The following is a 24,730-nucleotide window of genomic DNA, read 5'->3' as shown; positions in this document are numbered from 1 at the left end:
TCAAGGAATCAGAGGCTGCCCAGTGCCGAACATCAAGTCGCAGATGAAGCGCGTGAAGACCAACGAGAAGTCGCGCCAGCGCAACAAGGCCGTCAAGTCCGCCCTGCGCACCTACGTGCGCAACTTCCGTCGCGCCGCTGAGGCCGGAGACGTCGAGGTCGCCACCAAGGCTGCCAAGATCGCCAACCGTCAGCTCGACAAGGCCGTGTCGAAGGGCGTCATCCACAAGAACCAGGCCGCCAACCGCAAGTCGGCCATCTCCAAGAAGCTCAACTCTCTGGCTGCCTGAGTCTTCCTCTCCCCTTCAGGGGATGCACAGAGCGCCTCGACCCACTGGGTGGTCGAGGCGCTTGACGTTCCTGTCGTGGAGCATGTCAAGACGCTACCGCCAATCATGCGGCCCGGCCAACCCAGGAACTCCATCGGACCTGACACTCTTCAGAGCCTTGGTAAGGATACGGCCCGGGGCTCTGGTTCAGGATTGTCGGGCCCTCTCGACGTCGATGAGCATCGACTCCAGGGCGTAATCGGCGTCAACTGCGGCACCCTTGACGGCGGCGTCGCAGGTACTGACGAGCCGAATTGCCTTGGCCGCTCCAGCCTTGCTCCAGGACCGAGCCTGCTTGTTGAGGGCCTTGAGTTTCCATGGCGAGACGCCGATCGCCTGAGCCAGCTGTTTGTCCCCCATCCGCTGGCTGCGCATGTCCAGGAACAGTCCCAGGGATCGTAGACCGCGAGCCATCGCGGCCGTTACCGCTGCTGGCTGAACCCCGGTCGACAACCCCCAGCGCAAGGTTTCCAGGGCATCGGGAAGCCGTCCTTCCAGGCTGGCGTCGGCAACATTGAATGCCGAGATCTCCGCCCTGCCACCGAAATAAGTCTTGACGGTCTCGGCCCCGATCCGGCCATCCGGTGAATCGCTGGCCAGCTGGTCGATGGCCGCGGCCAAAGTGCGAAGATCGTTGCCAAGGGCTTGGTGCAAGGCGTCGTAGGCGTCATGATCCATGTCGAGATGGGCTCGACGAGCCTCCTTGGCGATGAAGTCAGGGATGGCCCAAGGCTTGGGGGGTTCCACCTTCACCGTCTCGATCTTCGCCTTGGAGAGCTTGGTCAAGAGCCCCTTTCCCTTCATCCCACCGGGATGGACGAGGACGAGGCACAGGTCGTCCGAGGGTTGTGACGCCGTGGTGACGACCAGGTCGAAGAGGTCCTTGTCGAGATCAGCGATGGAATCGACGACGACGATCGTCGCCTCGCTGAACAGGGACCCTCCGGTGGCTTCCACGAACCGGCCCGCGTCGACCTCGCGGCCCTCCAACTCAACCAGTTCAGCCTCTGGGACCTCCCGTCGGGCGGCTTTCACCCGAGCATCGACGGCCCTGTCCGACAACAGGGTCTCCGACCCCTGGACCAACAATGCTGTGCCGTAGACCGAACTCACTCTCCCAAGGATGCCAGAGGATGCCGTCAGGATCGCGTCAGGTGGTGTTCTGTCTCGTCAGAGGATCAGTGAGAGTGCAGCCACTCCAACCGGGTGCGCAGCAGATCCATCGGCGCTGACTCATTCTTGGGGCCCGGCACCTCTCGGTAGAGCTGCCCCCAGCCCGCCTGCGGGGTGAGGTCGTGATGGCGGGAGTAGTCGAGCAGGGCTCGATGAATCTCTCGGCGCATTTCGCGCGGGTCACTGATGGTGTCATACACTGAGCCACCACGGCGCTGCAGGGCGACGAGGTCGTCACGTCGGGCCTGCCTCTCCTCCGCTACCTTCGACGCCTTGGAGGCACGGCGAGCCGAGGCGACGCGCCGGGCCTGCTCGGCGCGGATCTTCTCGTCACGGGCCAGCAGAGCGCGCTCCTGCTCAGGACTCAAGAGGCCGTCGAGGGCGAAGAGTCCGCCATCGGATGGGAGGGGAGCGTAGGTGTCGATGACCTCGCCGAGGATGGCATCAGAGGCGACGGCCTGCCAGGTCCCGGCATCAGGGTCAGGCTCGGAGCGTTCCCGGGTGTCGAACTCCTCGATGAGGTCCGGCTCCTCGGGCGGCCCGATGACGTGGTCGCGAGTCTCCTCCATCTCGGAGGCCATGTCGAGCAGACGTCCCACTACTGGCAAGAAGACCGTGGCACGCTCGCGACGATTGCGCGCACGAACCACACGCCCCACCATCTGTGCGAAGAACAGCGGGGTCGAGGCCGTCGTCGAGTAGATCAGCACGGCAGCGTCGGGAACGTCGACCCCCTCGGTGATGAGGCGCACACAGACCGCGCAGATCTTGTCCGGGTCGTCACGGTAGGCGGTGAGTTTCTTGGCCGAGGCCGCATCCTCGGACAGGATCACCGAGGGCTCATTGCCCGTGACCTCTCGCCAGACCTCCGCGTATTCCTTGGCCACCTTCTGATTCGAGGCCGGGATGAGCACCTTGGCGTGCGGGATCGTCCCGGAATCGCGCAGCTGGTTCACCCGCGCCCATGCCGCGGCCATGACATGGGCGATCCACTCCCCGTCTGAGTCCAAGGCGGTACGCCAGGCCATTTCCTCGTTGGCCTTGGTGAGTTCGGAGTCACCGAGAATGGCGGTGTGGGTCTCCCCCAGCGCGTCGGTCCAGGTGGATCGTCCGGTATAGGTGGCGAAGGTGACGGGACGCACGACCCCGTCACGCAGGGCGTCACCGTAGCCATAGGTGTAGTCGGCCACCGACTCGAAGGCGCCGTCGCCGACTTCCTCGTAGCGGACGTGAGCGATCCTGGCCTCATCGGAACGGAACGGGGTTCCGGTAACACCGAGGCGTCGCACCGCGCCCGAGAAGGCCTCGATGACGCCAGATCCCCAGCTCATGACGTCGCCGGCGTGGTGGATCTCGTCGAAGATGACGAGGGTGCGCATGTTAGTAGACCGGGCTGCGTGGAGGGTTGGTTTCTGGGCGACCTGGGCGTAGGTGACGACGCAGCCGTGGCAGTCGAGCGGAAGCGCCTCAGCATTCGTGGTGTCGCGCAGGTCAAAGCCGAGTCCGCGGGCCGCACCTATCCACTGGGTGCGCAGATGGTCGGTCGGGCAGACGACGATGACACGGTTGATGACGTGGTCCTGCCACAGGTGAGCCGCGACGGCCAGGGTGAACGTCGTCTTGCCGGCGCCAGGGGTAGCGCACACCAGCCAGTCACGTGGGCTGGAAGCCAGGTACGAATCCAGCGCCTCCCGCTGCCATGTGCGCAACCGCATCGGCATGCGAGGCCCTTTGGTCGTGAACCGTGACGCCACCTGCTCTCCTTCCCGTGAGGGCTCACCTCAGGTGAACCGACCGCTCAGATTAGCGCGCTCGTCCGACACCTCCACATCGACGAATCTCCCTGCGACGCGGAACACGGGATCAGTCATGATCGCGTCTGCACCAGGACGGTCCCACCACTGCGCGCCAGCAGAACCGTACTTTCCTCGTCAGTGCGGTGAACCTGCATCCCCATCTTCTTGGCCAGGGAAATGGCCTTGTGAGAGGGATGTCCGAAAGGGTTGGCCTTACCTGCCGAAATCACCGCGACGCTAGCCCCTGTCGCGGCCCAGAAGTCGTCGTCCTGATGAGCAGATCCGTGATGGGGAACCACGAGGACGTCACTCGACAGATCAGCGTGATCTGCCAGGACGTGGCGCTGCTCACCGAGCTCGGCATCTCCTGGAAGGAGAACTCGTAGCCCCTCGACCGTGGCCTTGACGATGACGGAGGAATTGTTCTCAACGGCAGGTTCCTCCTCCGATTCGTCAGCGTCGACCAGGTGGATTCCACCGAAAAGCGTGAGACTCGCCGTACCAACCGTCATGACCTGGCCCGGGTGTGCGACGAGAACCTGTGCTCCCATCTGGGTGGCGACCTGCGTCACCCGCTTGGCTGCCCATTCCGGAGACGCCAGTTGAGAGACGACGACAGTCGTCGTCGGCCCATGATCACGAATGACGTCCAACCCGTCGATGTGGTCGCCGTGGTAGTGACTGAGAACCACCATGGGCACCTGGTTGACGTCTAGATCATCGAGGCACCGGCCCAGCCTGTCAGGATCAGGACCAGTGTCGACGACGACTGCGGCACGAGGGCCAGCGCGCACCAACGCGGCACTTCCCTGCCCGACGTCGCAGATGGCCACCTGCCACGCCCCCGGCCAGCCAGGGACAGGAGGGCGGACGACAGTGGCCGCAACCACCGCGACGCCTGCCACCACCGTCAACCATGGCCGTGCCAGGACAGCAGGTGTGATCAAGGCCAGGCCCAGACACAACCCACCGAGGACGACGAGGGCCGTCCCTCCCGCTGGCCAGGTCAACAGGCCAGCCGGAGCCTTGGCTCCCAGGTGCGCGATCCAGATGATCGGCTGGACACACCATCCCGCCAGGCGTCCCAACGGCACGGCCAGCGGTGGCCAGATGAAGGCCACGAGTCCAGCCGTCATTCCCAGGGCCGAGGCGAGCGGAACGAAGGGAGCTGCGGCCAGGTTGGCGACCAGACCGGTGGTGGAAACCGTCCCTGCCATCCAGGTGACGACTGGCTGGGTCGCAAGCTGGGCGGCCCATGGCACGGTGACGGCCGCTGCCAACCAGGTCGGCGCCCACGCCATCGCGGTCGTCCAGGGTCGGGCCCACCACAAAATCCCTGCCGTGGCGCAGGCGGACAGCCAGAATCCCACTGATCGCACCAGCCACGGATCGACGAGCATGAGTCCGGCCACCGCGACCGCCAAGGTCCGTACTCCCCCGCGACGATCGAAGGACACCCCGGTCGCCGCCATGGCGACGGCTCCCATGGCAGCTGCACGCACCACGGATGCCTCTGCTCGACACACCGCGACGAAACCGACGACCCCGATCACCGAGAGCACGCGTAACCCGCGCCTCCTCATGCCGCACCACGCTCCGATCCACCACAGCAAAGCGGTCGTGGACGCCAAGTTGGCTCCTGAGACGGCCATGAGGTGGGTCAATGCAGTGACGCGGAAGTCCTCCGACATCTCCTCCGACACCGCCGCGGTATCCCCAACGACCAGGGACGGCACGATGGCCCGCTGACCGTCAGGGCACCTTGCCACCGCCCTCACCAGGCCGGCGCGAAAGCGATTGACGGCACGGTCTAGCGGACCGGCGGGAGCGACAACCTTGGGCGGTGAGCGCAGCTTCATGACAGCCGCTTCCGAGCGTCCCTCCCGTGGCGGGGTCAGCAGCCCACGCACCTCGATCTGTTCCCCGACGGACAGCTTCGCGGCTGCGGCCGATCTCAGCCCCGTTGCCATGACGACGACCTGTGTCGACTGCCTGATGACCCGGTCCTCGGTGGCGACGCGACTGACAGCGAGGGTGATCATGACCATCGGTCCTCCCGACCCGTTGCCGTCAAAGGTCCGTGGCTCCACGGTCACCCGACCTGTCACGGTCACCATGGCCCCCTCGTCAGCCAGCTCCGCCACTCCCATGCCATGGACGATGTGGTCGCGCATTCCGGAGGTGACAAGGACGCTGAGACCCACGAGGGCCGTGACGACCACGAGCCATCCCTTGCGCCGTGCTGCGATCATGCTCGCGAGAAGCCATCCCGCAGCAGCGACGAGGATGAGCCGAGGCCGACCACTGATCCCCAGTGCAGCCGCCACACACGCCGTCACGGCGACCGGAACCATGCGGACGTCAGGTGTGACGGCCTGCTCGCCATGGCCATGCTCAGACCGTGGCATGGGGTCTGATCTTCTCGAAGGTCTTGGGACCGACCCCTGAGATTTCGCGCAACTGATCGACCGAGGTGAAGCGACCATGTTCCTGCCGCCACGCCACGATCCGACCGGCCATGACCGGCCCCACCCCATCGATCGACTCGAGCTCACCCTGGCTCGCGGTGTTGAGATTGATCGGAGCGCCAGCCGCGGACGGCCCGCCGGCGGCCCCACCAGTATCACTCGGTCCGGTTCTCTGAGTCGCTGTGACGCTGCCAGTCTGACCAGGCGGGGCCACCATTCCGTCCCCACGAGCTGGAATCCATATCTGGCAGCCATCACAGACCGGAGCGGCAAGGTTGAGGCGTCCCGGGTGAGCTCCTGACGCCATGCCTCCAGCCGCTTCGACGGCGTCAGCAACCCTCGCGTCGCCAGGCACCGTGTAGACCCCGGGATGCCTCACCCGCCCCGCCACGTGCACCTGGACACTCTGATTCTCGGTGGGAGCTGGTGAGGGGCTCAACACTGCCGCTGGAGCAGACGCAGATCCCTCAGGCGTCTCCGCATCGCTGCTGGCTGCGCCCGGCAGAGTCGCACCTTCTGGCACCGTCGAGACGACCACTGCCCCAGCAGGTACCTCGGCGGGTTTGGATCTCAGCAAGACGACGGCCACCACTGACAGCACCAGGACGAGCAGGATGCCCACGGCCGAGGCGTGGACACGGGTCACTGACCGTGTCGGCCTTGGGGCGTCATCCTCTGCCGGTTCCTCCGCCGCGGGGGTGGCAGAGCGTCTGGGCCCCGTACTTCGGGCAGGCAGCCGCGCCATGAGGTCCTCAAGACGTTCTCGGTACTCATCGCTCATACCTTCAGTTGTCGTCGCAGGACCTGGAATCCGCCACCTTTTTCAAATCTGTGGACAACGCAACGCGGCGGCGAGTCTGTTTTCCACAGACTCGCCGCCGCGTCGTCGGAGTGTCAGCTCATGACCGGCATGATCACGAGGACTTCAGGGGGTCACTTCGCGACGATGGAAATCATCTTCGGCAGACGGGCAATGACCTTGACGATCTCCTTGCCCTCGGTGAACCGCTGGACGTTGGAGTCAGCCAGGGCCAGCTCACGGGCCTGCTCCTCGGTGATGTCAGGGCTCACCTGGATCTTGGCACGAACCTTGCCCGTCACCTGGACGACCATGGTCACCTCCTCGGCGACCAGCAGCTTCTCGTCAGCGGTCGGCCACTGAGAGTTGGCGACGGACGGCTCGAGGCCGAGCATCTCCCACATCTCCTCGGCCAGATACGGGGCCACCAGGGAGAGCGCCTGGGCGGTGAAGGTGACGGCCTCGCGCACCGCCGGGTCGACCGGGCCACAACCCGAGTCAATGGCCTTGCGGGTGGCATTGACGAGCTCCATAATGCGCGCCACGACGACGTTGTACCGGCCGCCGTCGAGCAGCTCGGTGATGTCGGCGATGCTGCGGTGAGTCACACGGCGCAGGCCGACGTCGCCATTGGTCACGTCGACGTCGGGGTCGCTGGTGACCTCGGAAGCCACCCGCCAGGCACGCTGCAGGAACTTCAGGATCGAAGCTGGGGAGACGTCCGCCCAGTCGATGTCCTCGTCCGGCGGACCGGCGAAGATGACGGTGGTCCGCACCGCGTCGACGCCGAACTCGTCGATCTGCTTGCCGAGATCAACACCGTTGCCCAGCGACTTCGACATTGCCCGACCCTCATTGATGACCTGGCCCTGGTTCATGAGCCGCTGGAAGGGCTCGGTGAAGTCGAGCATGCCGAGGTCGTGCAACACCTTGGTGAAGAACCGCGAGTACAGCAAGTGCATGGTGGCGTGCTCGACGCCGCCGATGTACTGGGCGACCGGCATCCAACGACGCACGGCGTCGGTGTCGAACGGCCCCTGGTCGAAGTGCGGGGAGCAGTAACGCATGAAGTACCAGGACGAGTCCACGAAGGTGTCCATAGTGTCAGTGTCACGCTGGGCGTCCTCGCCACACCTGGGACAGGAGACCTCTCGCCACTCGCGAGCCTCCTCACCGGCGAGCGGTGACTTGCCCTTGGGAGCCAGCTCGGCCCCGCGCAGATCGGGCAGCTTGACCGGCAGCTGGTCATCGGGGACAGGGACGTCGCCACAGGTGTCGCAGTGAATGATCGGGATCGGACATCCCCAGAAGCGCTGACGGCTCAGCAGCCAGTCGCGCAGACGGTAGGTGATCGTCGGCTCGCCGATGCCCTTGTCCCCGAGGAACTCGCACATCTTCTCGATGGCCTCAGTCTTGGTGGTGATGCCATCGAGGAATCCGGAGTTCTGGTATGCGCCGTCACCGGTGGTGGCGATGCCGGACTCGCGCGGATCGGCCTCGCCGGTGTCGATGACAGGGATGACGTCGATGCCGTACTTGCGGGCGAAGTCGAGGTCACGCTGATCGTGGGCCGGCACGGCCATGACGGCACCGGTGCCGTAGTCAGCCAGCACATAGTCGCCAGCCCACACTGGAATCTTGGCCCCGTTGACGGGATTGGTCGCCTCGACACCGAGAGGCACACCGGTCTTCTCGTACTCGGTGGACTGACGCTCGATCTCGGACTTCTTCTTGACCTCACCAAGGTAGGTCTCGAAGTCGGGACGGGCTTCGTCGGAGACGATCTCCTGGGCCAAGGCGGAGTCGGGGGCGACGACCATGAAGGTCGCTCCATAGAGGGTGTCGGCGCGAGTGGTGAAGACCCGCACCGGCTCCTCACGACCGTCGATGGTGAAGTCGACGTAGGCCCCCTCGGAACGTCCGATCCAGTTGCGCTGCATCGACAGCACGCGATCGGGCCACTTGCCCTCGATCTGACCCATGTCGTCGAGCAGACGCTGGGCGTAGTCGGTGATGCGGAAGTACCACTGGTTGAGCTGACGCTTGGTGACGACGGCGCCGCAGCGCTCGCAGCAGCCGTCCTTGACCTGCTCGTTGGCGAGCACGGTCTGGTCATTGGGGCACCAGTTGGCCCAGGAATCCTTGCGGTAGGCCAGCCCCTTCTCGAAGAAGCGATTGAACAGCCACTGGGTCCAGCGGTAGTACTCCTCGTCGGATGTGTGCAGCCTCATCGACCAGTCGAAGGAGACGGCATAACGCTTGAAGGAGGCTGCCTGAGTGTCGATGTTGTTGTAGGTCCACTCGGCGGGGTGGGTGCCGTGCTTGATGGCGGCGTTCTCGGCCGGCAGACCGAAGGAGTCCCAACCGACCGGGTGCAGGACGTCGAACCCGCGCAGTCGCCAGTAGCGCGCAAGCACATCGCCGATGGCGAATGCCTCGGCATGACCCATGTGGAGGTCACCGGAGGGGTATGCAAACATGTCGAGGACGTAGCGGCGCTCCTTGGAACCGTCGTCAAGGGCTGCGAAGGTGTGGTTCTCCTCCCAGTACCTGGACCACTTCTCCTGGGCTGCGGCTGCGTCGTAGCCCGTCGTCTCGCGCACCTGGTCGCTCACGTCACACCTCTCGGATCCACTACGGGTCTCACCGACCCGCGACACATACGGACCAGAGTTTAGCGAAGCTGCCCCACACCTACCGCCAGGATTCCCTGTCCTTCCTTGTGAACACTCGTTGAACACGAGCACAGTTGGTGTCATGAGCACCACGGCACACCGCGCGAACAGGTCAGTCGGGAAGACCGAAACGGCCTCCGTTCCGGCCATGTCCGCCCTGGCCCCCGCCGACGACGCAACGTCGGCCGACTCCCCCGCCCCAGCCCGCAAGCCTCACGAGGCCGACAAGGGCATGGGAAGCCTCAACTCCAAACTCAACTGGCTGCGTGCCGCGGTGCTCGGAGCCAACGACGGCATCATCTCGACGGCAGGCATCGTCATGGGTGTCGCCGGCGCCACCATCGATCGCTCCTCTCTCCTCATCGCCGGCTTGGCTGGGCTTGTCGCCGGTGCCCTGTCCATGGCCGGCGGCGAGTATGTCTCCGTGAGCTCACAGCGCGACATCGAGAAGGCCGTCATGGCCAAGGAGGCCGCTGAGCTGCGTGACTTCCCTGACGAGGAGCTCGAGGAACTCGCCGGGATCTACGCCGAGAAGGGCCTGTCCGAGCAGACTGCTCGTCAGGTTGCCCGAGAGCTCACCGATCACGATCCGCTGCGAGCCCACGCCGAGGCCGAACTGGGTATCGACCCTGACGAGTACACCAACCCCTGGCACGCGGCCTTCGCCTCGATGGCTGCCTTCACCGTCGGCGCCTTGGTCCCGTTGCTCGCCATGGTGTGTTCCCCGACGGCAACCCGCGTCTACATCACCATCGCCGCCACGATGATCGGCCTGTTCCTCACCGGTCTGGGGTCAGCCATCGCCAGCGGCAGTGGCAAGGCCCACCCCATCGCCCGCAACATCATCGTGGGCATCTGTTCCATGACGATCACCTATGTCATCGGTCACCTCGTCGGTATGCAGGTCTGACTGTCGTCGCCGCTGTGACTTATTCGCCCACCTGCTCCGCCGGGAGTGGGTGGGCGATCAACGTTGGGTCGCGATCCATGATCTCCCATAGCTTGGGCGGCACGAAGGCGTCGACGATGACCATCAAGGCTTGTGGCAGGTCCGCAGCCCCCACCATGGATTGACATCGGTGGGCGCACACTGACGCCACCGCCCCGTCTCCATTCAGCCACCCGGCCAGCCCGCAGAGGGCCAGCGGGGCCGGGGCCAACCGATCAGGGATCATTCCGACGGCTTGGCTCCAGACCGTCAGCCATCTCGACGCGTGCTCCCGTTCCATCGTCATCCACAAGGTGCGTGCCACCTCCGGACGCTGGACGGCAACGGCCATTTCAACGGCGGCGGCATCATCAATCGGTGAACCGGACCTCACGAGGGCACGGCATCTGGCAGCGACGACATCATCACCGCAGCGAGAGAGTCGTCGTCGCGCATTGGTGATGAGTCGACGAGTACCTGGGTCACAGGTTCTTCCGGGCCCGGACAGCTGATCGACCAGGTTGGTGCGGCTCGGCAGAACGGTGAGCCCCCGATAGACCGCCTCGGCAGCAATCTCCGGGGCGGGAATGTGCGGGTGATTCTCCCCGCAGCTCCGTTCATCGCCGAAGATACTGCGCCAGCTCTCACCATCTGTCCAGGCAGCGTCACTAATGTTCATGCCTTCCATCGCCCGGATGGCCAACACCAAGGCAGCCACGCCACGGTCTTGGTCCTCGGTGAAGGCCAGGATCACCGTCCGTCCTTGCCCTGCCAACGAGACGACTCGGGATGCGAAGGCGTCCATGGCCAGGGTCAGTTCGACGTCGTCGAGATCAACCCGGGCGACGAAACCTTGGCAGGTCGCGCCATCGTCAGCGACGATGAGGAGCAGGCTCTCGCTGGGTTGGAAGCCGAGCAGGTAGGGCGCCAGGGTTATCGCCTCGTCGACGGTCCTGACAGTCAGTGGATCACGGTCATCGGTGGTGGACGAATGCAGTGTTGTCATACCTTCAGTTGTCGTCCCGACCCCGTGAAATCCGCCAAGCAATTGGGGACCTGTGGACAACTCCCGGCAGCGTCATCTCGTCTCAACGCCAACCTGTGGACAGCACCGACGACCACCAACCACGTAAAGTGGAGCCACCATGAGCCAACCGCCTGACATCAGCCAGTATCAGCCGCCGAAACGCCACCGCGGCTGGATCGCCGCCATCATTGCGGTGGCTGTCATCATCGCCCTTGTTCTGGTGGCTCGCCGGGTCACCAGCGAACCTAATCTCCCCCAGTCCCCCATCCCAACTCCGGTGGCGACGCCGTCATCGGCGACCACGCCGACACCGATTCCGGCGTCAGTGACGGCTGTGGCCTCCTCGGTGCCGTTCTCGTCCAAGGACGACTCGACCGAGGGAACATGGTCGATCGACGACGTCAGTTGGGGTCCCGGAAGTGTCACCCTCACGGTGACCATCGAGGTCACCAGGGGATCCCTGAGCGACTACACCTTCTTCATTATGGAGAACGAGTCGACTAACATCCACGAGGCCAGCCTGCCACCCACCGGAACCCTCGGCGACACCATCTCCCCGGGACATAAGGTGCACGGCACGGTCACCATTGACTGTCCGCGCGCTGACGCCACCGTCATGTTCACTCATGGATCGGGGATGTCCTCCCCCATCTCAGCTCTGACGATCAAGGCGTGACTCGCCACCTCTGATGCCCATCTGAGATGACATGGGGTCCGGCACGATGCCGGACCCCATGTCATCAGCTCAGTCCCGTCACTTCACTGTCATCAGTCTGCGTCGTCGCTCAGATGACCTCGACGCGTGGGTACCGCGGCTGCCACATCGCCGAGAACACCTTCTCAACCGGGTTATCGGTGGCCTCGGTCGCCACACCTTCCTCCATCGCCTGTTGGGCAACGGCAATGGCCACCGACGCCGACAGCGGTCTCAGGGTCTTAATGGACGGCAGCAGCGAGGCTCCCATCACCCGGTTGTCGACGTGCATGGCGACCGCCTCGGCAGCAGCCGCGATCATGCCCTTGGTGACGCGGGACGCCCGCACTGCGATGGCTCCCAAACCGATGCCCGGGAAGACCAGGGCGTTGTTGGCCTGAGCGATCTGATACGTCACACCGTTGACCATGACCGGCTTGAACGGCGAACCGGTGGCCACCAGGGCGCGTCCTTCAGTCCACTTGAGAATGTCGGAAGGCAGTGCCTCGGCCTTACGGGTCGGGTTCGACAGCGGCATGATCACCGGACGATCACAGTGGGCCGACATCGTTTTGACGATCTCCTCGGTGAAGGCCCCCGTCTGGGCGGAGCAACCGATGAGGATCGTCGGATGGACGTTACGCACGACGTCACTCAACGTGTACTGGTCGGGGGCGTCAGTGGTCCACCCTTCCAGCTCCTCCTTGCTGCGAGCGAAGGGCTGCTGGAAGTCACGCAGCCGCAGACCGTCCCGCAGCAGACCCCGGGATCCCAATCCCCAGAAGTGGGAACGCGCAGTTTCCTCGTCCAGGCCCTGGCTGACCATGAGCTGTACCAGGAGATTCGCGATGCCGGTGCCAGCTGAACCAGCGCCGTGAATGACGATACGGTGCTTGCTCAGCGGGGTGCCGGACGCCTTGACGGCACTCAACACGGCGGCGACGACCACGGCCGCGGTGCCCTGGATGTCGTCGTTGAAGGTGCAGTAGTCGTCCCGGTACTTGTTGAGGATTCGGGTGGCGTTACCGGCCGCGAAGTCCTCCCAGTGCAGCAGGGCGTGCGGGAACATCCGGTGGGCCGTCTCGACGTACTGTTGGACGAAGGCGTCATAGCGTTCTCCGCGCACACGAGGGTGACGCACACCGAGGTAGCCGTCGTCATTGAGGCGTTCCATGTTGTCGGTGCCGACGTCGAGGATGACGGGTAGGACACGGTGCGGGTGGATTCCGGCTGCCGCGGTGTACACCGCCAGTTTCCCGACGGTGATCGCCACGCCACCGACACCCTGGTCACCGATGCCAAGGATGCCCTCTGCATCGGTGGCCACGATGAGGTCGACATCGTCAGGGCCATGGCCCAACTGCCCCAGGGCCTGCTCCATGTCCTCCGGGTCGTCGATGGACAGGTAAATACCGCGCGGACGGTCGTACCAGTGGTTGTATTCCTCAATCGCCTTGCCGATCGTCGGGGTGTAGACGATGGGCAGCATCTCCTCGATGTGCTCGGCGATGAGGCGGAAGTACAGCACCTCATTACGGTCGTGCATGTGGTTGAGGTACAGGTACTTCGCCAGGTCGTCCGGCTGCGCCGAGTACTGGGCGTAAACCCGCTTGAGCTGGTCGGTCATCGTCATGACTCCCGACGGCAACAGGCCCGTGAGACCAAGGGTCTTGCGCTCCTCGAGGGTGAAAGCCGTGCCTCGGTTGGCCAGGGGGTTCGTCAACACCTCCTGGCCGCGAGCCGCAATCTTGAGAAGTTCTCCGTCACTGTCCTGTGCATACTGAAAAGGAACTGACATACCCCCAGCCTAGAAGGTCGTCAGCACAGATGTTCAGCAGGTCACGAGATGGATGACAAAGTGTCACGCAAGCGTTCCGCGGAAGCCTCAAGGGAGGCAATTTCCGCTGCGCTCATGGAGACCGGGACCACTCCTTCGATGCCGTCACGCGAGACGATGCACGGCATGGACAGGGCTACCCCGGAGACTCCGTGGACATCCTCGATGACGCTGGACAGCGGCAGGACGGAACGGCCCGGACGCAGCAGGGACTCGGCAAGACGAGCACCCGTCAGACCGATGGCGTAGTTCGTCGCACCCTTGCCCTCGATGATCTTGTACGCGGCGAAGGCGGCCTCGTGAGCCAGATCAGCCAGCACGTCCTCGGTGAAGACGCGCTCACCCTCGACTGTCCAGTCGTGGATCGGCACACCGGAGATGTTGGCGGTCGACCACAGCGGGAACTCCGAGTCGCCGTGCTCGCCGACGATGGTCACGTGTACATGGCGCTGCTCGACGTTGGCCCACTGACGGATGAGCCAGCGCAGCCGCGAGGTGTCGAGCATGGTACCGGTCGAGAAGACGCGGTTAGCCGGCAACCCGGTGGCCTGCTGGGCAACAACGGTCAGGACGTCACAGGGGTTGGTGACGAGCACGAACAGGGCGTTCGGGGACTGCTCGACCAGCTGCGGCATGAGGGAACGCAAAATATTGGCATTGACGCCGGCAAGGTCCAGACGGGTCTGGCCCGGCTTCTGACGGGCCCCGGCAGTGATGAAGACGACATCAGAGTCGGCAGTGTCGTGGACATCAGCGCCACCCATCACTGAGGCGGGGGTGAACTGAGTGCCATGGGCGAGGTCCGCTACCTCGGCCTCGACCTTGTCCTTGGCAATGTCGTATAGGGCAACGAGGTCGGCCGATCCGCGGATGAGGCAGGCGTAGGCCAGCGAGGAACCAACCGAACCGGCCCCGACGACGGAGATCTTGGAGGCGCGACGAGTGACGTCAGAAGTGCTCATGGCGCTCATCTTAGGGTGCCCTCGTGCCTGATTATGTACCATGCGCACCAGGGCCGCTCATCTGAACAAGATGCCAGTAGCACTGGGCGCTTGTGCACGCCCTGACGTCACCTCCCCTTCGCGCGGCGCCACGCCTGTGCGAGTTCCCGAGCACTGGACTCGGGATCGGCGCTTCGACAAATTGCCGAGACTACGCTGAGGCCGTCGCAACCCACCCGGGCTATATCCTGAGCGTCAGAGGCAGCGACGCCGCCAATGATGCACACCGGCCACGGGCTGACGTCGACGACTTCGCGTATCGCGGCTAGGCCGAGCTCGCCTGCTTCAGGTTTAGTCCCCGTGCCATGCAAAGCCCCAACACCCAAGTAATCGACGACGTCACGGCCATGAGACAGCGCAGCCTCCACATGGGCGGAGGTCTGCGCGGATAAGCCAATTAGCAGATCGTCCCCGAGAATCTCTCGAACTTGGGCGACCGGCATGTCGGACTGCCCGACATGGGCGCCGTCGGCTCCGATGTCGGCGACCAGATGCACCCGGTCGTCGATGATAAGGGGTACTCCACTGCACGCATCCTTCACCCGCCGTCCCAAGGTGACGAATTCGTCGTCGGGCAGGTCGTGGTCGCGGAATTGGACCAGAGTCACCCCGCCGGCGATAGCACGCCGCACGGTCTCGACGACCCTGTCTGGGCCGCCACATTGGGCGGTGTCTGTGACGAGGTACACCGAAAGATCGAAGTCAGGCCGTGACATCGCGAAGCCCTCCTCTCGCGCCGACTTCGTCGGGTGACACCAGGAACAGCTCGTCGATGAGAGCTTGAGCGAATCCGCCCGGGCCCACACTGCGATCTGCTGCTCGTTCGGCAGCTACGCACAGCATGGCGGTTGCGGATGTAGCGGCAATGAGGTGATCCTTCTGGACGCCTGCGAAGGCTGCTGTCAGAGCCCCTAGTGAGCATCCGACCCCGGTCACTCGCGCCATCCATTCATGCCCCGATGACACGGTTACGTGCCGGCGAGCGTCCACGATGTGATCGACGGGACCACTAATGGCGACCACGGTGCCGTATGTGCGCACGAGCTCAGCGGCGGATCTCAAGGCATCCTCGACGGTATCTCCGGCCTCCGGGCCTCGGGAAGACGCTCCCGTTCCAGCCAAGGTCAATACCTCGGAGGCATTCGCCCGGATGACGGCTGGAGCGCCGACGTGCAACGCGTCCAGCGCGACCTGGGTACGCCATGGCATCCCGACCCCCACCGGGTCGAGCACCCACGGCGTGTCACTACCTGCGGCGCCACGCGCGGCAACAACCATGGCCTCAGCGGTCTCCCGGTACGGGGTACCAACATTGACTAGCACGCCGTCAGCCACCGAGGCGAACCCTTCAGATTCTGAGGGGTTATCGACCATAGCGGGAACCGCCCCCGCAGCCAACAACACATTCGCGGTGAAATTGGCAACCACGATGTTCGTCAAGCACTGCACCAGCGGCTTGTCCCGACGCAGCCGCTCCACAGACTCCGACACCAGATTCGACAATTCAGTCATGTCAACCACTTCCTTCGCCGGCATTACCCGGACAGGTTCAGACGGTCGGTGCCATCACGACACCCTCTCAGCCCTTGTGGTGGGCTCCCGCGTTGTTGTGGTCCAATCTACTGCCACGATGCGCGCTGGCAACGCCGCACTCCTGTCTTCTAGGGCCAGCGGTGTCCGAATCCGCTCTACCAACCCACGTCTCAAGTGACACAATGCCGCCATGAATCCCCGTCTTAGCCCTGTCGTCGACGTTCTCAATGCTGCGTCGTCAGAAGCCGCCGGGAGTGGAACCTCGTTGTCCTGGGCAACCGTTGACGACAGTGAGGTGCGCTGTAACGACACCGACGATCGCGTCTACAGCATCGCGTCGATGTCGAAGTCGTTCACCGCTGCCAGCGTCCTTGGGATCTGTCACGGGCTGATCGACGTGGCTTCTCGACGGCCCGCTCTCGACGACACCCTCGGCAGGTGGATTCCGCAGCTTCAGGAGCCCATCGCCAACGCAACGATTCGTGACGCGTTGTCCATGTCTACCGGTCTACCACCGGACGATCCGTGGGCCGACCGTCAGCAGGCCATGGCACGCGAGGAGTTCGAGGCGCTGTTGGGTAAACCCTTCATCACGAACTTCGCGACGGGGACGGGGTACGCCTATTCCAACCTCGGTTACGCGATCCTGGGCCGCGTCGTCGAGTTGGCGACCGAGCGGCCATTCATCGACGTCGTCGAGGAAGACGTCATCCGTCGGTTGGGGATGACCGAATCCTTCCTCGACGTCACGCAAGTACCCGAGGGAAAGCTCGCCCCAGGCCTCGGCAGAGATGGCAGCGTCCAGCCCTTGCTTGGCTCCGGAACCTTCTCCCCCATCGGCGGCCTCATCTGCACCGCCAAGGATGTCGGGATCTGGGTGAGCCATTTCATCACCGCGTGGACCAGCGAGGACCATGGTTGGGACCAGGTCTTTCGCGACATGCAGCAAATGCAGCGGTATTTCACGACGTACGGCCCAGTCACCGAAGGGTACGGATATGGCCTGCACGTCGCTGTCACGGGGAAGGAACACATCGTCTACCACTGTGGCGGGTATCCAGGGTATGGATCGACGATGATGTGGCATCCGTCCTCCGGGGTCGGCGTCGTGGTGCTGGCGAATCAGACGTATCACCCGGCCATCCGCGTAACCTCCACGGCCCTCGACACCGTTGTTCCCGGGGTGGGCGACCTGCTGCTGCCCTCCGCGGCCAAGGATCGCAAGGCCTGTGATGCCGTCCATCCTTCGCCGATGAATCCCCAAGTCCGGCAGCATCTCGACGACGTCGAGAAGATCATTCGCAACTGGTCGGACGATCTGGTGGCTCAGGAGTGGAGCCCGACGATGGACATGGATCGTCCGTTGGATCAGCGCCGCAAGGATTTCGAGGACGTGGTCAAGGCCACCGGGGAATCCGCGGATGCCACGATCGACGTCGTCGAGATGACGCCGTATCGCTGGATCTGGCGTGTCGAGGGCCCCCTGGCTACCCGTCAGGTCACGGCTTCGGTTAACCCGTTGAGTCAGGTACAGGCCCTCGACGTCAGGATCGTTTGATAGGTCAGATCGTGTCGAGTGAGGTGCCGCGAGTTTCGCGGGCGAACATGTATGTCACACCGCCGATGACGAGCAGCCCGGTGAACAGGATGAACGCCGGGAAGACCGCGTCCAAGGTGACATTCTGTTTGACCGCAGATCCGCCCACCATGAGTCCCATGAGCGCCGGACCGATGACCTTGGCAGTCGCACCGATGCCGTAACCGAGTCCGAGACCGGTGGAGCGAGCCTCATTGGGAAATTGCTCGGCGCCGAAGGCGTTCAGAATACCGAAGGCGCCGTCGCCGAAGGCCATCGCAACAAGGACGCCGGCAAAGAAGACCTGCCAGCCCCAACCCAGATGAGCCGAAAGCGCGATGATCAGAGTTCCGGCGGCACCTACCAGACCGAATGACAGCATCGTGATCCTCCGACCGATGCGGTCGGCCAGCCATGCTGACAGGAAGCGCCCGATGAGATCGGCCAGAGAGACGAACATAAACAGGATTCCAACTTGCTCTGCAGACTTGCCGAAGCCGGTCTTGAGGAGGGTCTGACCCCACGACTGAATCGTGAATGACCCCAGAATGAAGCAGAAGGACCCTAGGCTGACAATAAGGAGGCTCTTGCGGTACTTGCCGAAGACAAGTGAGTACGAAGCGTCTCGGACGTGCTCTACGGGCGGCAGATCTCCAATGTCGTCAGCCGGCATCTCCAACGCCCACGCCAAAGCCTCACGAGCTTCATTTTCCCGTCCATGACTCTGTAAGAATCTTGGCGACTCGGGGACAAAGCGAATCCACACAAGCAGGAAGACGGGAATCGCACCCAGTGCGATGAGGGCACGCCAATTATCACCCAAGACATTTTGCGCGAATGACCCCAGAAATAGACCGAGAGGTATGAATACCGACGCCAATCCAGCAAGAAGTCCACGCTGTTTAGCTGGCACAAACTCTTGAACATACGGAATCGAGGTGATATTGAGGCCGCCAACACCGATCCCCACACCAATACGCAATATGGCGAGCATAACCCAGCCATGATCTGGGGTGAACACTGATAGGACGGTGAATGTAACGAACATGAGGACGCACCAGAAAAATGACGAACGGCGTCCGATTTTGTCTGCCAGACGTCCCCACATAATGGCACCGATAACCGTACCCAAGCCAGAACAGGCGAGGATGACGCCCGCCTCAGTGCCGGTCAGGTTCCATGGTTTAGTGAGGGCGGATACAACGAAACCAATGAGAAAGATGTCAAAGAACTCGGAAATGTTTCCGATGATAGCAAGGGCGACAAGATTCTTCTGATTGCGCGTCAAAGGGCGCGAATCTATAAGATCTAATGCTGATTTCTTGGATGTTGTAGAGGTGGACATGTAATTATATCTCCTACCTGCACCGCGACTATTGTCAACGCAGAATGTCTGTGTTCGAAGGAATATTGAGCTCACTGGGACTCACACGAGTAAGGTCTCCATAATGAGTCAGGGCGTAAGCAGATGTCCGCTGCCCGTAATAGATTCCCTGGACCACGTCACCTGCAAGATACCCGTGCAATGTTCCTGCAACGAAGGAGTCTCCTGCACCTGGACGGTCGACGACAGGAACCTGAACCACTGGGAAGGTGCGGTCGCCGCGCTCGTCGTCGGATAGATAGACACCATTGATCTGGTCAGTGGACACGACCGTCGAAGCTCCGAACAATTCGCGCAGATCGTGGCATGCCTGTTCTCCGTCAGATTCTATTCCAAATACCGCCCTGCCATCACGCACTGAACAAAAGACGATATCCGATATGCGAGCAATGGGCTCGAGCACCTCTCGAGCTCGCCTCGGCTCCCACAGCAGGGAACGATAATTGACGTCAAGTGCGACGGCTATTCCACGACGGTGGGCCTCCTCGACAAAATGGCTCACCACAACAGCCGTGTTCTCGGTCAGAGCAGCTGTGATGCCAGTCACGAAAACCAATTTCGTGTCGAGCATGGCCTCCCAATCGAGATCCTCGACACGGACGTCACGAAAAGGGGTGTGCTCGCGATCGTAAAGTACACGTGCTGGCATCGGGTACTCACCAGGCTCCATGAAGTACAGTGCGACGCGCCCCTCAGGCTTGATACAGATGTGGGAGACATCGACACCGACACTACGAAACTCGTTGACAACCCGGTCGGTGAGATCGCCCTGTGGCATAACAGATGTCCAGCAGGTGTCGCGACCGAGCTGGGACAACAAGCCTGCGACGTTGGCTTCGGAGCAGGCAGCGGTGGCCCGTAGCTGCTGGGCATTAACGAGACGCTCGCCCTTGTAGCAGGTGAGCCGGATCTGTCCCTCACCGATAGTTGAGATGTCGTAAGTCATGCCGTCACTCCCTGGGACGCAGCTGGGGTGCCGTAGCGGTTGGTGTATCGGTCGTGGTTGGAGTCGATCTCCGACTGCGGGAGCGGGGAGGTCTCGCCGATGAGCTTGGCAAAGGTCAAGGTCCTGGCGACGTCCTCGACCATAACGGCTGCCTTGACAGCCTTCTCAATGGAAGTGCCGACAGTGAAGACACCGTGTTTCTTGAGTAGTACGGCTGGGGACTCATCGATGAACCGTACAATTTGCTCACCTATCTGCTCAGTGCCAATCTGGGCGTAATCTCCGCACGGGACTCGTCCACCGAACTCATCAGCGACGGCGGTCATGGCGCAGGGTATGTCCTGGCCCGTGGCAGCCCAGGCGGTGGCGAAAGTGGAGTGAGTGTGGATGATGCTGCGGATGTCGTCATGGCGACGATAGACGTACAGGTGCGAAGCGGTGTCCGAAGATGGTCCACGATCTCCCTCGACAACCTTTCCGTCAAGGTCGACGACAACCATGTCGTCAGGGGTCATGTCGTCGTATAGCATCCCGGAAGGCTTGATGATCACCAAGCCGGTCCCGGGGTCCCGGGCAGACAAATTGCCCGAGGTCCAGGTCACCAGGCCGTGTCGGGGCAGGTCGAGATTGCCTTCGCAAACGTCTTTCTTGAGCTCTTCGAGCATCGAACGTTCTCCTTTGAACAGCGGTATAGAAATTTTTTGGAGGTTTGGTGTCGGTCGGCCCGAGATTCAGGCTGGGCCGACCGATCTCGAATCAAGCGAGGGTCCTACGAACCGGGATTCCGGCGGTTCGAAGGCGTTCCTCGATGAACTCACGCGCCGACACACTGCGATCACTGGAATCGGGGGCATCGTCGTTCCACATCTCGATCATCATTCGGCCGCGCCAACCCTGCTTGGCAAGGATGGCGAAGGCATCGTCCCAGTCGACGGTCCCCTCTCCCATCGGTACCCGCCGAGGCTCGCCGGGCCGGACATCCTTCACGTGGATCGCAACCATGTGGCCGCGCCCAGCCTCGAGTTCGATCGTGGCATCGAGCTGCTGCTCGGCAATGTTTCCGATGTCGGGGTAGACCTGCAGGTAAGGAGAGTGAGCGAGCTTGACGAACTCCATGGCCTTGCGGATCGAGGTGACGTCGGTGCCGTCAACGTTTTCGATACCCATCACGACGCCGAGACGGGCAGCCATCGGGACGGCGTCGATCAGAAGATCGGTGTACCACTGCTCAGACTGATCGTTCATCTGCTCGTAGTAACAGTAGTACCCAGCCACCTGAAGCACGGACGCTCCGAGATCGTGGCAAAGGTGCAACCCTTCGGCTAGCACGTCACGGGCACGTTGACGCACCGCGGGGTCGGCGCTACCAGGGCCAATGCGCCTATGCACTGACAAGCAGATACCACCGATCGTGGTCTCTGTTTCCTCGGCACAACGACGCACCATACGACGGCGGTCCTGACCCCACTCAAGCCGTGCGGCCCTTCCCTCGGTTTCGTCGACCGATAGGTCAACGAAACCGAAGCCGGTCTCAGGCACCTGGGTAAAGAAGCGACGCCAGTCGTCCGCAGTCTCAAGCTGGTTGCCAACAAGAGCTTTCTCGTAAATGCCGAGCGCCACCCCGTCCGACAGCGACTCAGTCATCTCGGCCACACCTCGTCAAGCGTGGAGCGTAGCTGCTGTGCCGCAGCCCTTGGGTCGTCGGCGGCGACGATTGAACGACCAGCGATGACAATGCCGACTGGATGCTCAGCAAAAACCGGGAGGTCCTTGGGAGTGATGCCTCCAGTGACGGTGACCGTGAATCCCATCTCAGCGAGTTCGTCGACCCGCCCGAGGTCCTCGGGCTTCCAGGAGAGGTCTCCGGCGGCCTCACGGTCGCGGGAACGCTTGACGATGACGTGCTGGACACCCAATTCACGCCAGCGGCGGGCACGATCAGCGTCGTACCACTCGTCGGCGAGCTCGACCTGAACTTCGCCACCGAATTCCTCTGCCACCTTGCACACTTGATCGATGGTGGTCAGAGATGCCCCGGCGACACAGGAGACGAGGTCAGCTCCGGCTTCGAAGCACAGCCGGGCGATCTTGGCCCCGGCTTCGGCTATGCGAACGTCGGCAAGAATAGCCTTCCCAGGGTAGACCGCCCGAACGGCACGCACCGCATCCATGCCCTCGGCTAGAACCAGGATGGTGCCACACTCGATGACGTCAACCTCGTTGGACACTTGGGCCAGCGGGGCGAGGGCCGACGGCAGGTCGTAGGTATCAAGAGCAACTTGGAGTCGTGTCATCGTCGTCACCCGGCCAGGGGCTCGAAGCCAAGGAAGGTCGCGGCGTTGTTGATGAGCAGGTCATCGACGTAGCTGCGGTCAAAGCCCTCATCCTCAACCAGACGCGGGCAGAAGACGGCCGGATCGTAGTCAATGCCCGAGACCGAACCGTAGACCTTCTGGTACGAGGCTTTACCGGAATCAGTGCCCAGGAGGATCTGCTTGCCGTAGCCTTTCTCACCAAGGGTCTTGATGAGGTTGACGCGGGTGTTGTCGGGCACGTACTTGATACGGTTGGTGCCGTCGAGTTCAACGTAGCAGCCGAGCTTGCAGATCTGCTCGTGGACCCACGGATCCCAGTTACGCTGCATGTGGCCGATTGCAATTTTGGCGGGATCGACGCCCTGGTTGACGAGGTAGCGAGCCTGCTCGGGGCCGCAGGTTCCGGCCGTCACATGGGTGTTAATAGGGCATCCGGTCTCCTTAGATGCGATAGCCACCGCCTTGCCGGATTTCTGTTCCCACTCGGTAATTTTGCCGTAAGCGGTCGCCCACTTTATGACGCCGGCTCTGGCCCCGGTACGTTCGACGATGGGGCCCATGTAGTCGAAGCGGTCGATGCCCTCGACGATGTCGGCGATGAGCAGATCGGCAATCTGGTTGACGGTGTACTGGTTGACCCAGCTCTGACGCCATTCCAGGTAGACCTTCTGCTGGTGAAATCCGGTGGCCTGGACGACCTGGAGGCCTGGGACCTTCTCAACAACTTCAAGGGTCTTGAGCACACCGCGACCCGAGGATGCGGGGCACATGTCGACGATCGTGGCGCCGTCGGCCCAGCTCCTGGAAGCTTCGACGAAGTAGGTGGCCTCCTGAGCTGCCTTGTCGACGTCGTCGAGCAGATGGTCAGGATCGATGTAGACCTCACCGGCGCCAACACGGATGAGGTGGTCGTGGGCATTGACGACACCAAGCGTGTCGGGTGAAACGTCGCCAGTGATGGTACGAACGACGGCCATTGGGGTGATTCCTCTCTCACGACTGTGTGACGAGAACCATTCAGCCGTCAGCCCGACATCCTTCGCAAGGCCATGAGCTCACATATGTGAATTCACTAAGCGCTAAAACGCCAGTACGATGGTTCAACACCGCGTTTCAGCGGGGCTATGATTACAAAGATTCACATTTGTGAGATTCATATGACTGACCGCGAACACATCCAGACCTTACTGACCGTGGCAAAGCGATACTGGTTGGAACAAGCAACTCAGGCCGAGATCGCCGCTGAGATCGGCTACTCCCGATCAATGGTGTCACGCCTGCTCGATGAAGCGCGGCGCCGCGGAATCATCACGTTTACCGTGCAGCACCCGTTACAACGAGCAATTGAGTTGGAACAGGACCTGACTCGCACCTTCGGGTTAGCGTGCGCGCGCGTAGCCATGTCGGATGACGACTCTGCGGCTCACGAGGTATCACGGATGGCTTCCGATCTCGTGACTACATATATGCACCCGGACTCGGTCATCGCGCTGTCGAATGGGCGTGGAGTAGCTTCGGTGGTGCGCGCCATGACCCCGACACGTCACCCTGAAGCGACAGTGGTCCAGGCAATTGGGGGGACAGCGCGGGGGAATCTACTCCTTGACTCCCCCGAACTGTGTCGCCAACTGGCGGAGCGACTTGGCTGCGCTTACCGAGTGATGCCCGCGCCAGTGTTGGTATCGAATCCGCAAGTAGCAGCGGCTTTAAAGGCAGAGAAATCCATTGGAATGACGATCGCAATGGCCTCCCACGCCGACATCTTGGTAACAGGGGTGGGCGCGGTCGGGGTGAATTCGGTGGCACCGATTTTCGATCATGTGATGCCCGAACGGGCTCATGCCGAGTTGTTGTCGCGGGGAGCGGTCGGCCACATCTGTGGGCACCACATCGATGCTCAGGGCCGTCACGTCGATGCGGACTTCTGCCAAGGGTTGATGACGATACCGATCGACCGAATCCCATCAATCACCCACGTCATCGTCAGCGCTTTCGGAGCCGAAAAGGCCCCGGCTTTGGCTGCGATCCTTCGAGGCGATCTGGTAACGGATCTGGTAACCGACATCGCAACTGCGAAGGCTGTGCTCGATCGTCGTGGCTGAGGTTGGTATGACCGGACCCGCAAAGCAGAATACCCACCTGCCAAGAACTCCGCGAGATCAACAACGTCCCCATCTTCCTCACCAACGACGGCGCACCCCTCGTCGCCGAGGCCGGCAGCCGCCCTCATCCACTTGGCACTGCTCGTAT

General features: G+C 62.7%; 21 protein-coding genes, 1 pseudogene and 1 riboswitch. Of the genes and pseudogenes, 5 read left to right on the top strand and 17 right to left on the bottom strand.

Annotated elements, in window-relative coordinates; translation table 11 throughout:
• The first annotated feature begins 22 nt into the window (after positions 1-22).
• Positions 23-289 carry a 30S ribosomal protein S20 gene (gene rpsT, locus ACP8LP_RS04415; RefSeq protein WP_004811708.1) on the top strand — a complete coding sequence of 89 codons (267 nt, stop codon included), beginning with the start codon at positions 23-25 and terminating at the stop codon, positions 287-289.
• Between the two features lie 186 nt (positions 290-475).
• Here the strand turns inward: rpsT and holA are convergent, their stop codons facing one another.
• The 5 genes from holA to leuS all read right to left on the bottom strand — a co-directional run bounded on the left by holA (position 476) and on the right by leuS (position 9,179).
• Positions 476-1,474, bottom strand: coding sequence for a DNA polymerase III subunit delta (holA, locus tag ACP8LP_RS04410; RefSeq protein ID WP_036975919.1), 999 nt, complete (start codon positions 1,472-1,474; stop codon positions 476-478).
• Between the two features lie 32 nt (positions 1,475-1,506).
• Positions 1,507-3,255 (bottom strand): DEAD/DEAH box helicase, encoded by a 1,749-nt coding sequence (locus ACP8LP_RS04405; protein ID WP_465249489.1) that lies wholly within the window; start codon positions 3,253-3,255, stop codon positions 1,507-1,509.
• A gap of 113 nt (positions 3,256-3,368) precedes the next feature.
• Entirely contained in the window at positions 3,369-5,651 is a 2,283-nt protein-coding gene (locus ACP8LP_RS04400; RefSeq protein ID WP_036980163.1) for a ComEC/Rec2 family competence protein, read from the bottom strand.
• Between the two features lie 40 nt (positions 5,652-5,691).
• Positions 5,692-6,546 carry a helix-hairpin-helix domain-containing protein gene (locus ACP8LP_RS04395; RefSeq protein ID WP_004811713.1) on the bottom strand — a complete coding sequence of 285 codons (855 nt, stop codon included), beginning with the start codon at positions 6,544-6,546 and terminating at the stop codon, positions 5,692-5,694.
• A gap of 152 nt (positions 6,547-6,698) precedes the next feature.
• Positions 6,699-9,179: a leucine--tRNA ligase gene (leuS, locus tag ACP8LP_RS04390; protein WP_004811714.1), complete on the bottom strand. Its 2,481-nt coding sequence runs from the start codon at positions 9,177-9,179 to the stop codon at positions 6,699-6,701.
• A 142-nt stretch (positions 9,180-9,321) separates the two neighbouring features.
• Here leuS and ACP8LP_RS04385 point away from each other — a divergent pair, with 142 nt between their 5' ends.
• Positions 9,322-10,149, top strand: a complete 828-nt coding sequence (locus ACP8LP_RS04385; RefSeq protein WP_004811715.1) for a VIT1/CCC1 transporter family protein — start codon at positions 9,322-9,324, stop codon at positions 10,147-10,149.
• A 19-nt stretch (positions 10,150-10,168) separates the two neighbouring features.
• On the opposite strand, the gene ACP8LP_RS04380 is transcribed toward ACP8LP_RS04385, so the two are convergent.
• Together ACP8LP_RS04380 and ACP8LP_RS04375 are read right to left on the bottom strand one after the other, a co-directional pair.
• A complete protein-coding gene (locus tag ACP8LP_RS04380) occupies positions 10,169-11,173 on the bottom strand; it encodes a DUF4192 domain-containing protein (RefSeq protein WP_004811716.1) in 1,005 nt (334 codons plus the stop codon).
• Between the two features lie 171 nt (positions 11,174-11,344).
• Positions 11,345-11,635: pseudogene (locus ACP8LP_RS04375) on the bottom strand (hypothetical protein); the annotation flags it as partial.
• Between ACP8LP_RS04375 and ACP8LP_RS04370 the strand changes: the two are divergent.
• Positions 11,628-11,870 carry a hypothetical protein gene (locus ACP8LP_RS04370; RefSeq protein ID WP_036976547.1) on the top strand — a complete coding sequence of 81 codons (243 nt, stop codon included), beginning with the start codon at positions 11,628-11,630 and terminating at the stop codon, positions 11,868-11,870. The pseudogene ACP8LP_RS04375 and the gene ACP8LP_RS04370 overlap by 8 nt on opposite strands.
• Positions 11,871-11,979: 109 nt before the next feature.
• On the opposite strand, the gene ACP8LP_RS04365 is transcribed toward ACP8LP_RS04370, so the two are convergent.
• The 4 genes from ACP8LP_RS04365 to thiM all read right to left on the bottom strand — a co-directional run bounded on the left by ACP8LP_RS04365 (position 11,980) and on the right by thiM (position 16,262).
• On the bottom strand, positions 11,980-13,686 hold the full coding sequence (locus tag ACP8LP_RS04365; protein ID WP_063280034.1) for an NAD-dependent malic enzyme: 1,707 nt from the start codon (positions 13,684-13,686) through the stop codon (positions 11,980-11,982).
• 41 nt (positions 13,687-13,727) lie between these two features.
• A complete protein-coding gene (locus ACP8LP_RS04360) occupies positions 13,728-14,696 on the bottom strand; it encodes an L-lactate dehydrogenase (RefSeq protein WP_016667398.1) in 969 nt (322 codons plus the stop codon).
• 98 nt (positions 14,697-14,794) lie between these two features.
• Positions 14,795-15,442: a thiamine phosphate synthase gene (thiE, locus tag ACP8LP_RS04355; protein ID WP_016667397.1), complete on the bottom strand. Its 648-nt coding sequence runs from the start codon at positions 15,440-15,442 to the stop codon at positions 14,795-14,797.
• Positions 15,429-16,262: a hydroxyethylthiazole kinase gene (gene thiM / locus ACP8LP_RS04350; protein ID WP_252908306.1), complete on the bottom strand. Its 834-nt coding sequence runs from the start codon at positions 16,260-16,262 to the stop codon at positions 15,429-15,431. The genes thiE and thiM overlap by 14 nt, the downstream gene beginning before the upstream one ends.
• Positions 16,231-16,339, bottom strand: a riboswitch (TPP riboswitch). Its footprint overlaps the gene before it by 32 nt.
• Positions 16,340-16,449: 110 nt before the next feature.
• On the opposite strand from thiM, the gene ACP8LP_RS04345 reads away from it, so the two are divergent.
• A complete protein-coding gene (locus tag ACP8LP_RS04345; RefSeq protein ID WP_279186682.1) occupies positions 16,450-17,817 on the top strand; it encodes a serine hydrolase domain-containing protein in 1,368 nt (455 codons plus the stop codon).
• Positions 17,818-17,821: 4 nt separating this feature from the next.
• Here the strand turns inward: ACP8LP_RS04345 and ACP8LP_RS04340 are convergent, their stop codons facing one another.
• The 6 genes from ACP8LP_RS04340 to ACP8LP_RS04315 form a co-directional block, all read right to left on the bottom strand.
• Entirely contained in the window at positions 17,822-19,180 is a 1,359-nt protein-coding gene (locus ACP8LP_RS04340; protein WP_063280037.1) for an MFS transporter, read from the bottom strand.
• A 34-nt stretch (positions 19,181-19,214) separates the two neighbouring features.
• Positions 19,215-20,165, bottom strand: coding sequence for a sugar kinase (locus ACP8LP_RS04335; protein ID WP_016667393.1), 951 nt, complete (start codon positions 20,163-20,165; stop codon positions 19,215-19,217).
• Complete coding sequence (locus tag ACP8LP_RS04330; RefSeq protein WP_484483294.1) at positions 20,162-20,830, bottom strand: L-ribulose-5-phosphate 4-epimerase; 669 nt, start codon at positions 20,828-20,830, stop codon at positions 20,162-20,164. The genes ACP8LP_RS04335 and ACP8LP_RS04330 overlap by 4 nt, the downstream gene beginning before the upstream one ends.
• Before the next feature lie 91 nt (positions 20,831-20,921).
• Positions 20,922-21,809, bottom strand: a complete 888-nt coding sequence (locus tag ACP8LP_RS04325; RefSeq protein WP_016667391.1) for an L-ribulose-5-phosphate 3-epimerase — start codon at positions 21,807-21,809, stop codon at positions 20,922-20,924.
• Entirely contained in the window at positions 21,806-22,459 is a 654-nt protein-coding gene (locus tag ACP8LP_RS04320) for a 3-keto-L-gulonate-6-phosphate decarboxylase UlaD (protein WP_036976545.1), read from the bottom strand. Before ACP8LP_RS04320 ends, ACP8LP_RS04325 begins: the two co-directional genes overlap by 4 nt.
• 5 nt (positions 22,460-22,464) lie before the next feature.
• Positions 22,465-23,457 (bottom strand): phosphotriesterase family protein, encoded by a 993-nt coding sequence (locus ACP8LP_RS04315; RefSeq protein ID WP_063280038.1) that lies wholly within the window; start codon positions 23,455-23,457, stop codon positions 22,465-22,467.
• A 180-nt stretch (positions 23,458-23,637) separates the two neighbouring features.
• Between ACP8LP_RS04315 and ACP8LP_RS04310 the strand changes: the two genes are divergently transcribed.
• Positions 23,638-24,582, top strand: coding sequence for a sugar-binding transcriptional regulator (locus ACP8LP_RS04310; RefSeq protein WP_036976543.1), 945 nt, complete (start codon positions 23,638-23,640; stop codon positions 24,580-24,582).
• Positions 24,583-24,730 lie beyond the last annotated feature (148 nt).

The organism is Cutibacterium sp. LaCa_89 (genome assembly GCF_058177555.1).
Note: the sequence above shows the minus strand (reverse complement) of the source record. Positions and strands in the feature narration are given on the sequence as shown.

What these genes read in the sequence shown, in the direction of transcription:
- ACP8LP_RS04335 (WP_016667393.1), bottom strand. Translation starts at nt 20,165, where the DNA reads ATGACTTACGACATCTCAACTATCGGTGAGGGACAGATCCGGCTCACC.
- ACP8LP_RS04320 (WP_036976545.1), bottom strand. Translation starts at nt 22,459, where the DNA reads ATGACACGACTCCAAGTTGCTCTTGATACCTACGACCTGCCGTCGGCC.
- ACP8LP_RS04325 (WP_016667391.1), bottom strand. Translation starts at nt 21,809, where the DNA reads ATGACTGAGTCGCTGTCGGACGGGGTGGCGCTCGGCATTTACGAGAAA.
- ACP8LP_RS04330 (WP_484483294.1), bottom strand. Translation starts at nt 20,830, where the DNA reads ATGCTCGAAGAGCTCAAGAAAGACGTTTGCGAAGGCAATCTCGACCTG.
- ACP8LP_RS04400 (WP_036980163.1), bottom strand. Translation starts at nt 5,651, where the DNA reads ATGGTTCCGGTCGCCGTGACGGCGTGTGTGGCGGCTGCACTGGGGATC.
- ACP8LP_RS04360 (WP_016667398.1), bottom strand. Translation starts at nt 14,696, where the DNA reads ATGAGCGCCATGAGCACTTCTGACGTCACTCGTCGCGCCTCCAAGATC.
- thiM (WP_252908306.1), bottom strand. Translation starts at nt 16,262, where the DNA reads ATGCCGGCGAAGGAAGTGGTTGACATGACTGAATTGTCGAATCTGGTG.
- ACP8LP_RS04380 (WP_004811716.1), bottom strand. Translation starts at nt 11,173, where the DNA reads ATGACAACACTGCATTCGTCCACCACCGATGACCGTGATCCACTGACT.
- ACP8LP_RS04385 (WP_004811715.1), top strand. Translation starts at nt 9,322, where the DNA reads ATGAGCACCACGGCACACCGCGCGAACAGGTCAGTCGGGAAGACCGAA.
- ACP8LP_RS04315 (WP_063280038.1), bottom strand. Translation starts at nt 23,457, where the DNA reads ATGGCCGTCGTTCGTACCATCACTGGCGACGTTTCACCCGACACGCTT.
- ACP8LP_RS04345 (WP_279186682.1), top strand. Translation starts at nt 16,450, where the DNA reads ATGAATCCCCGTCTTAGCCCTGTCGTCGACGTTCTCAATGCTGCGTCG.
- thiE (WP_016667397.1), bottom strand. Translation starts at nt 15,442, where the DNA reads ATGTCACGGCCTGACTTCGATCTTTCGGTGTACCTCGTCACAGACACC.
- ACP8LP_RS04365 (WP_063280034.1), bottom strand. Translation starts at nt 13,686, where the DNA reads ATGTCAGTTCCTTTTCAGTATGCACAGGACAGTGACGGAGAACTTCTC.
- ACP8LP_RS04395 (WP_004811713.1), bottom strand. Translation starts at nt 6,546, where the DNA reads ATGAGCGATGAGTACCGAGAACGTCTTGAGGACCTCATGGCGCGGCTG.
- ACP8LP_RS04340 (WP_063280037.1), bottom strand. Translation starts at nt 19,180, where the DNA reads ATGTCCACCTCTACAACATCCAAGAAATCAGCATTAGATCTTATAGAT.
- ACP8LP_RS04310 (WP_036976543.1), top strand. Translation starts at nt 23,638, where the DNA reads ATGACTGACCGCGAACACATCCAGACCTTACTGACCGTGGCAAAGCGA.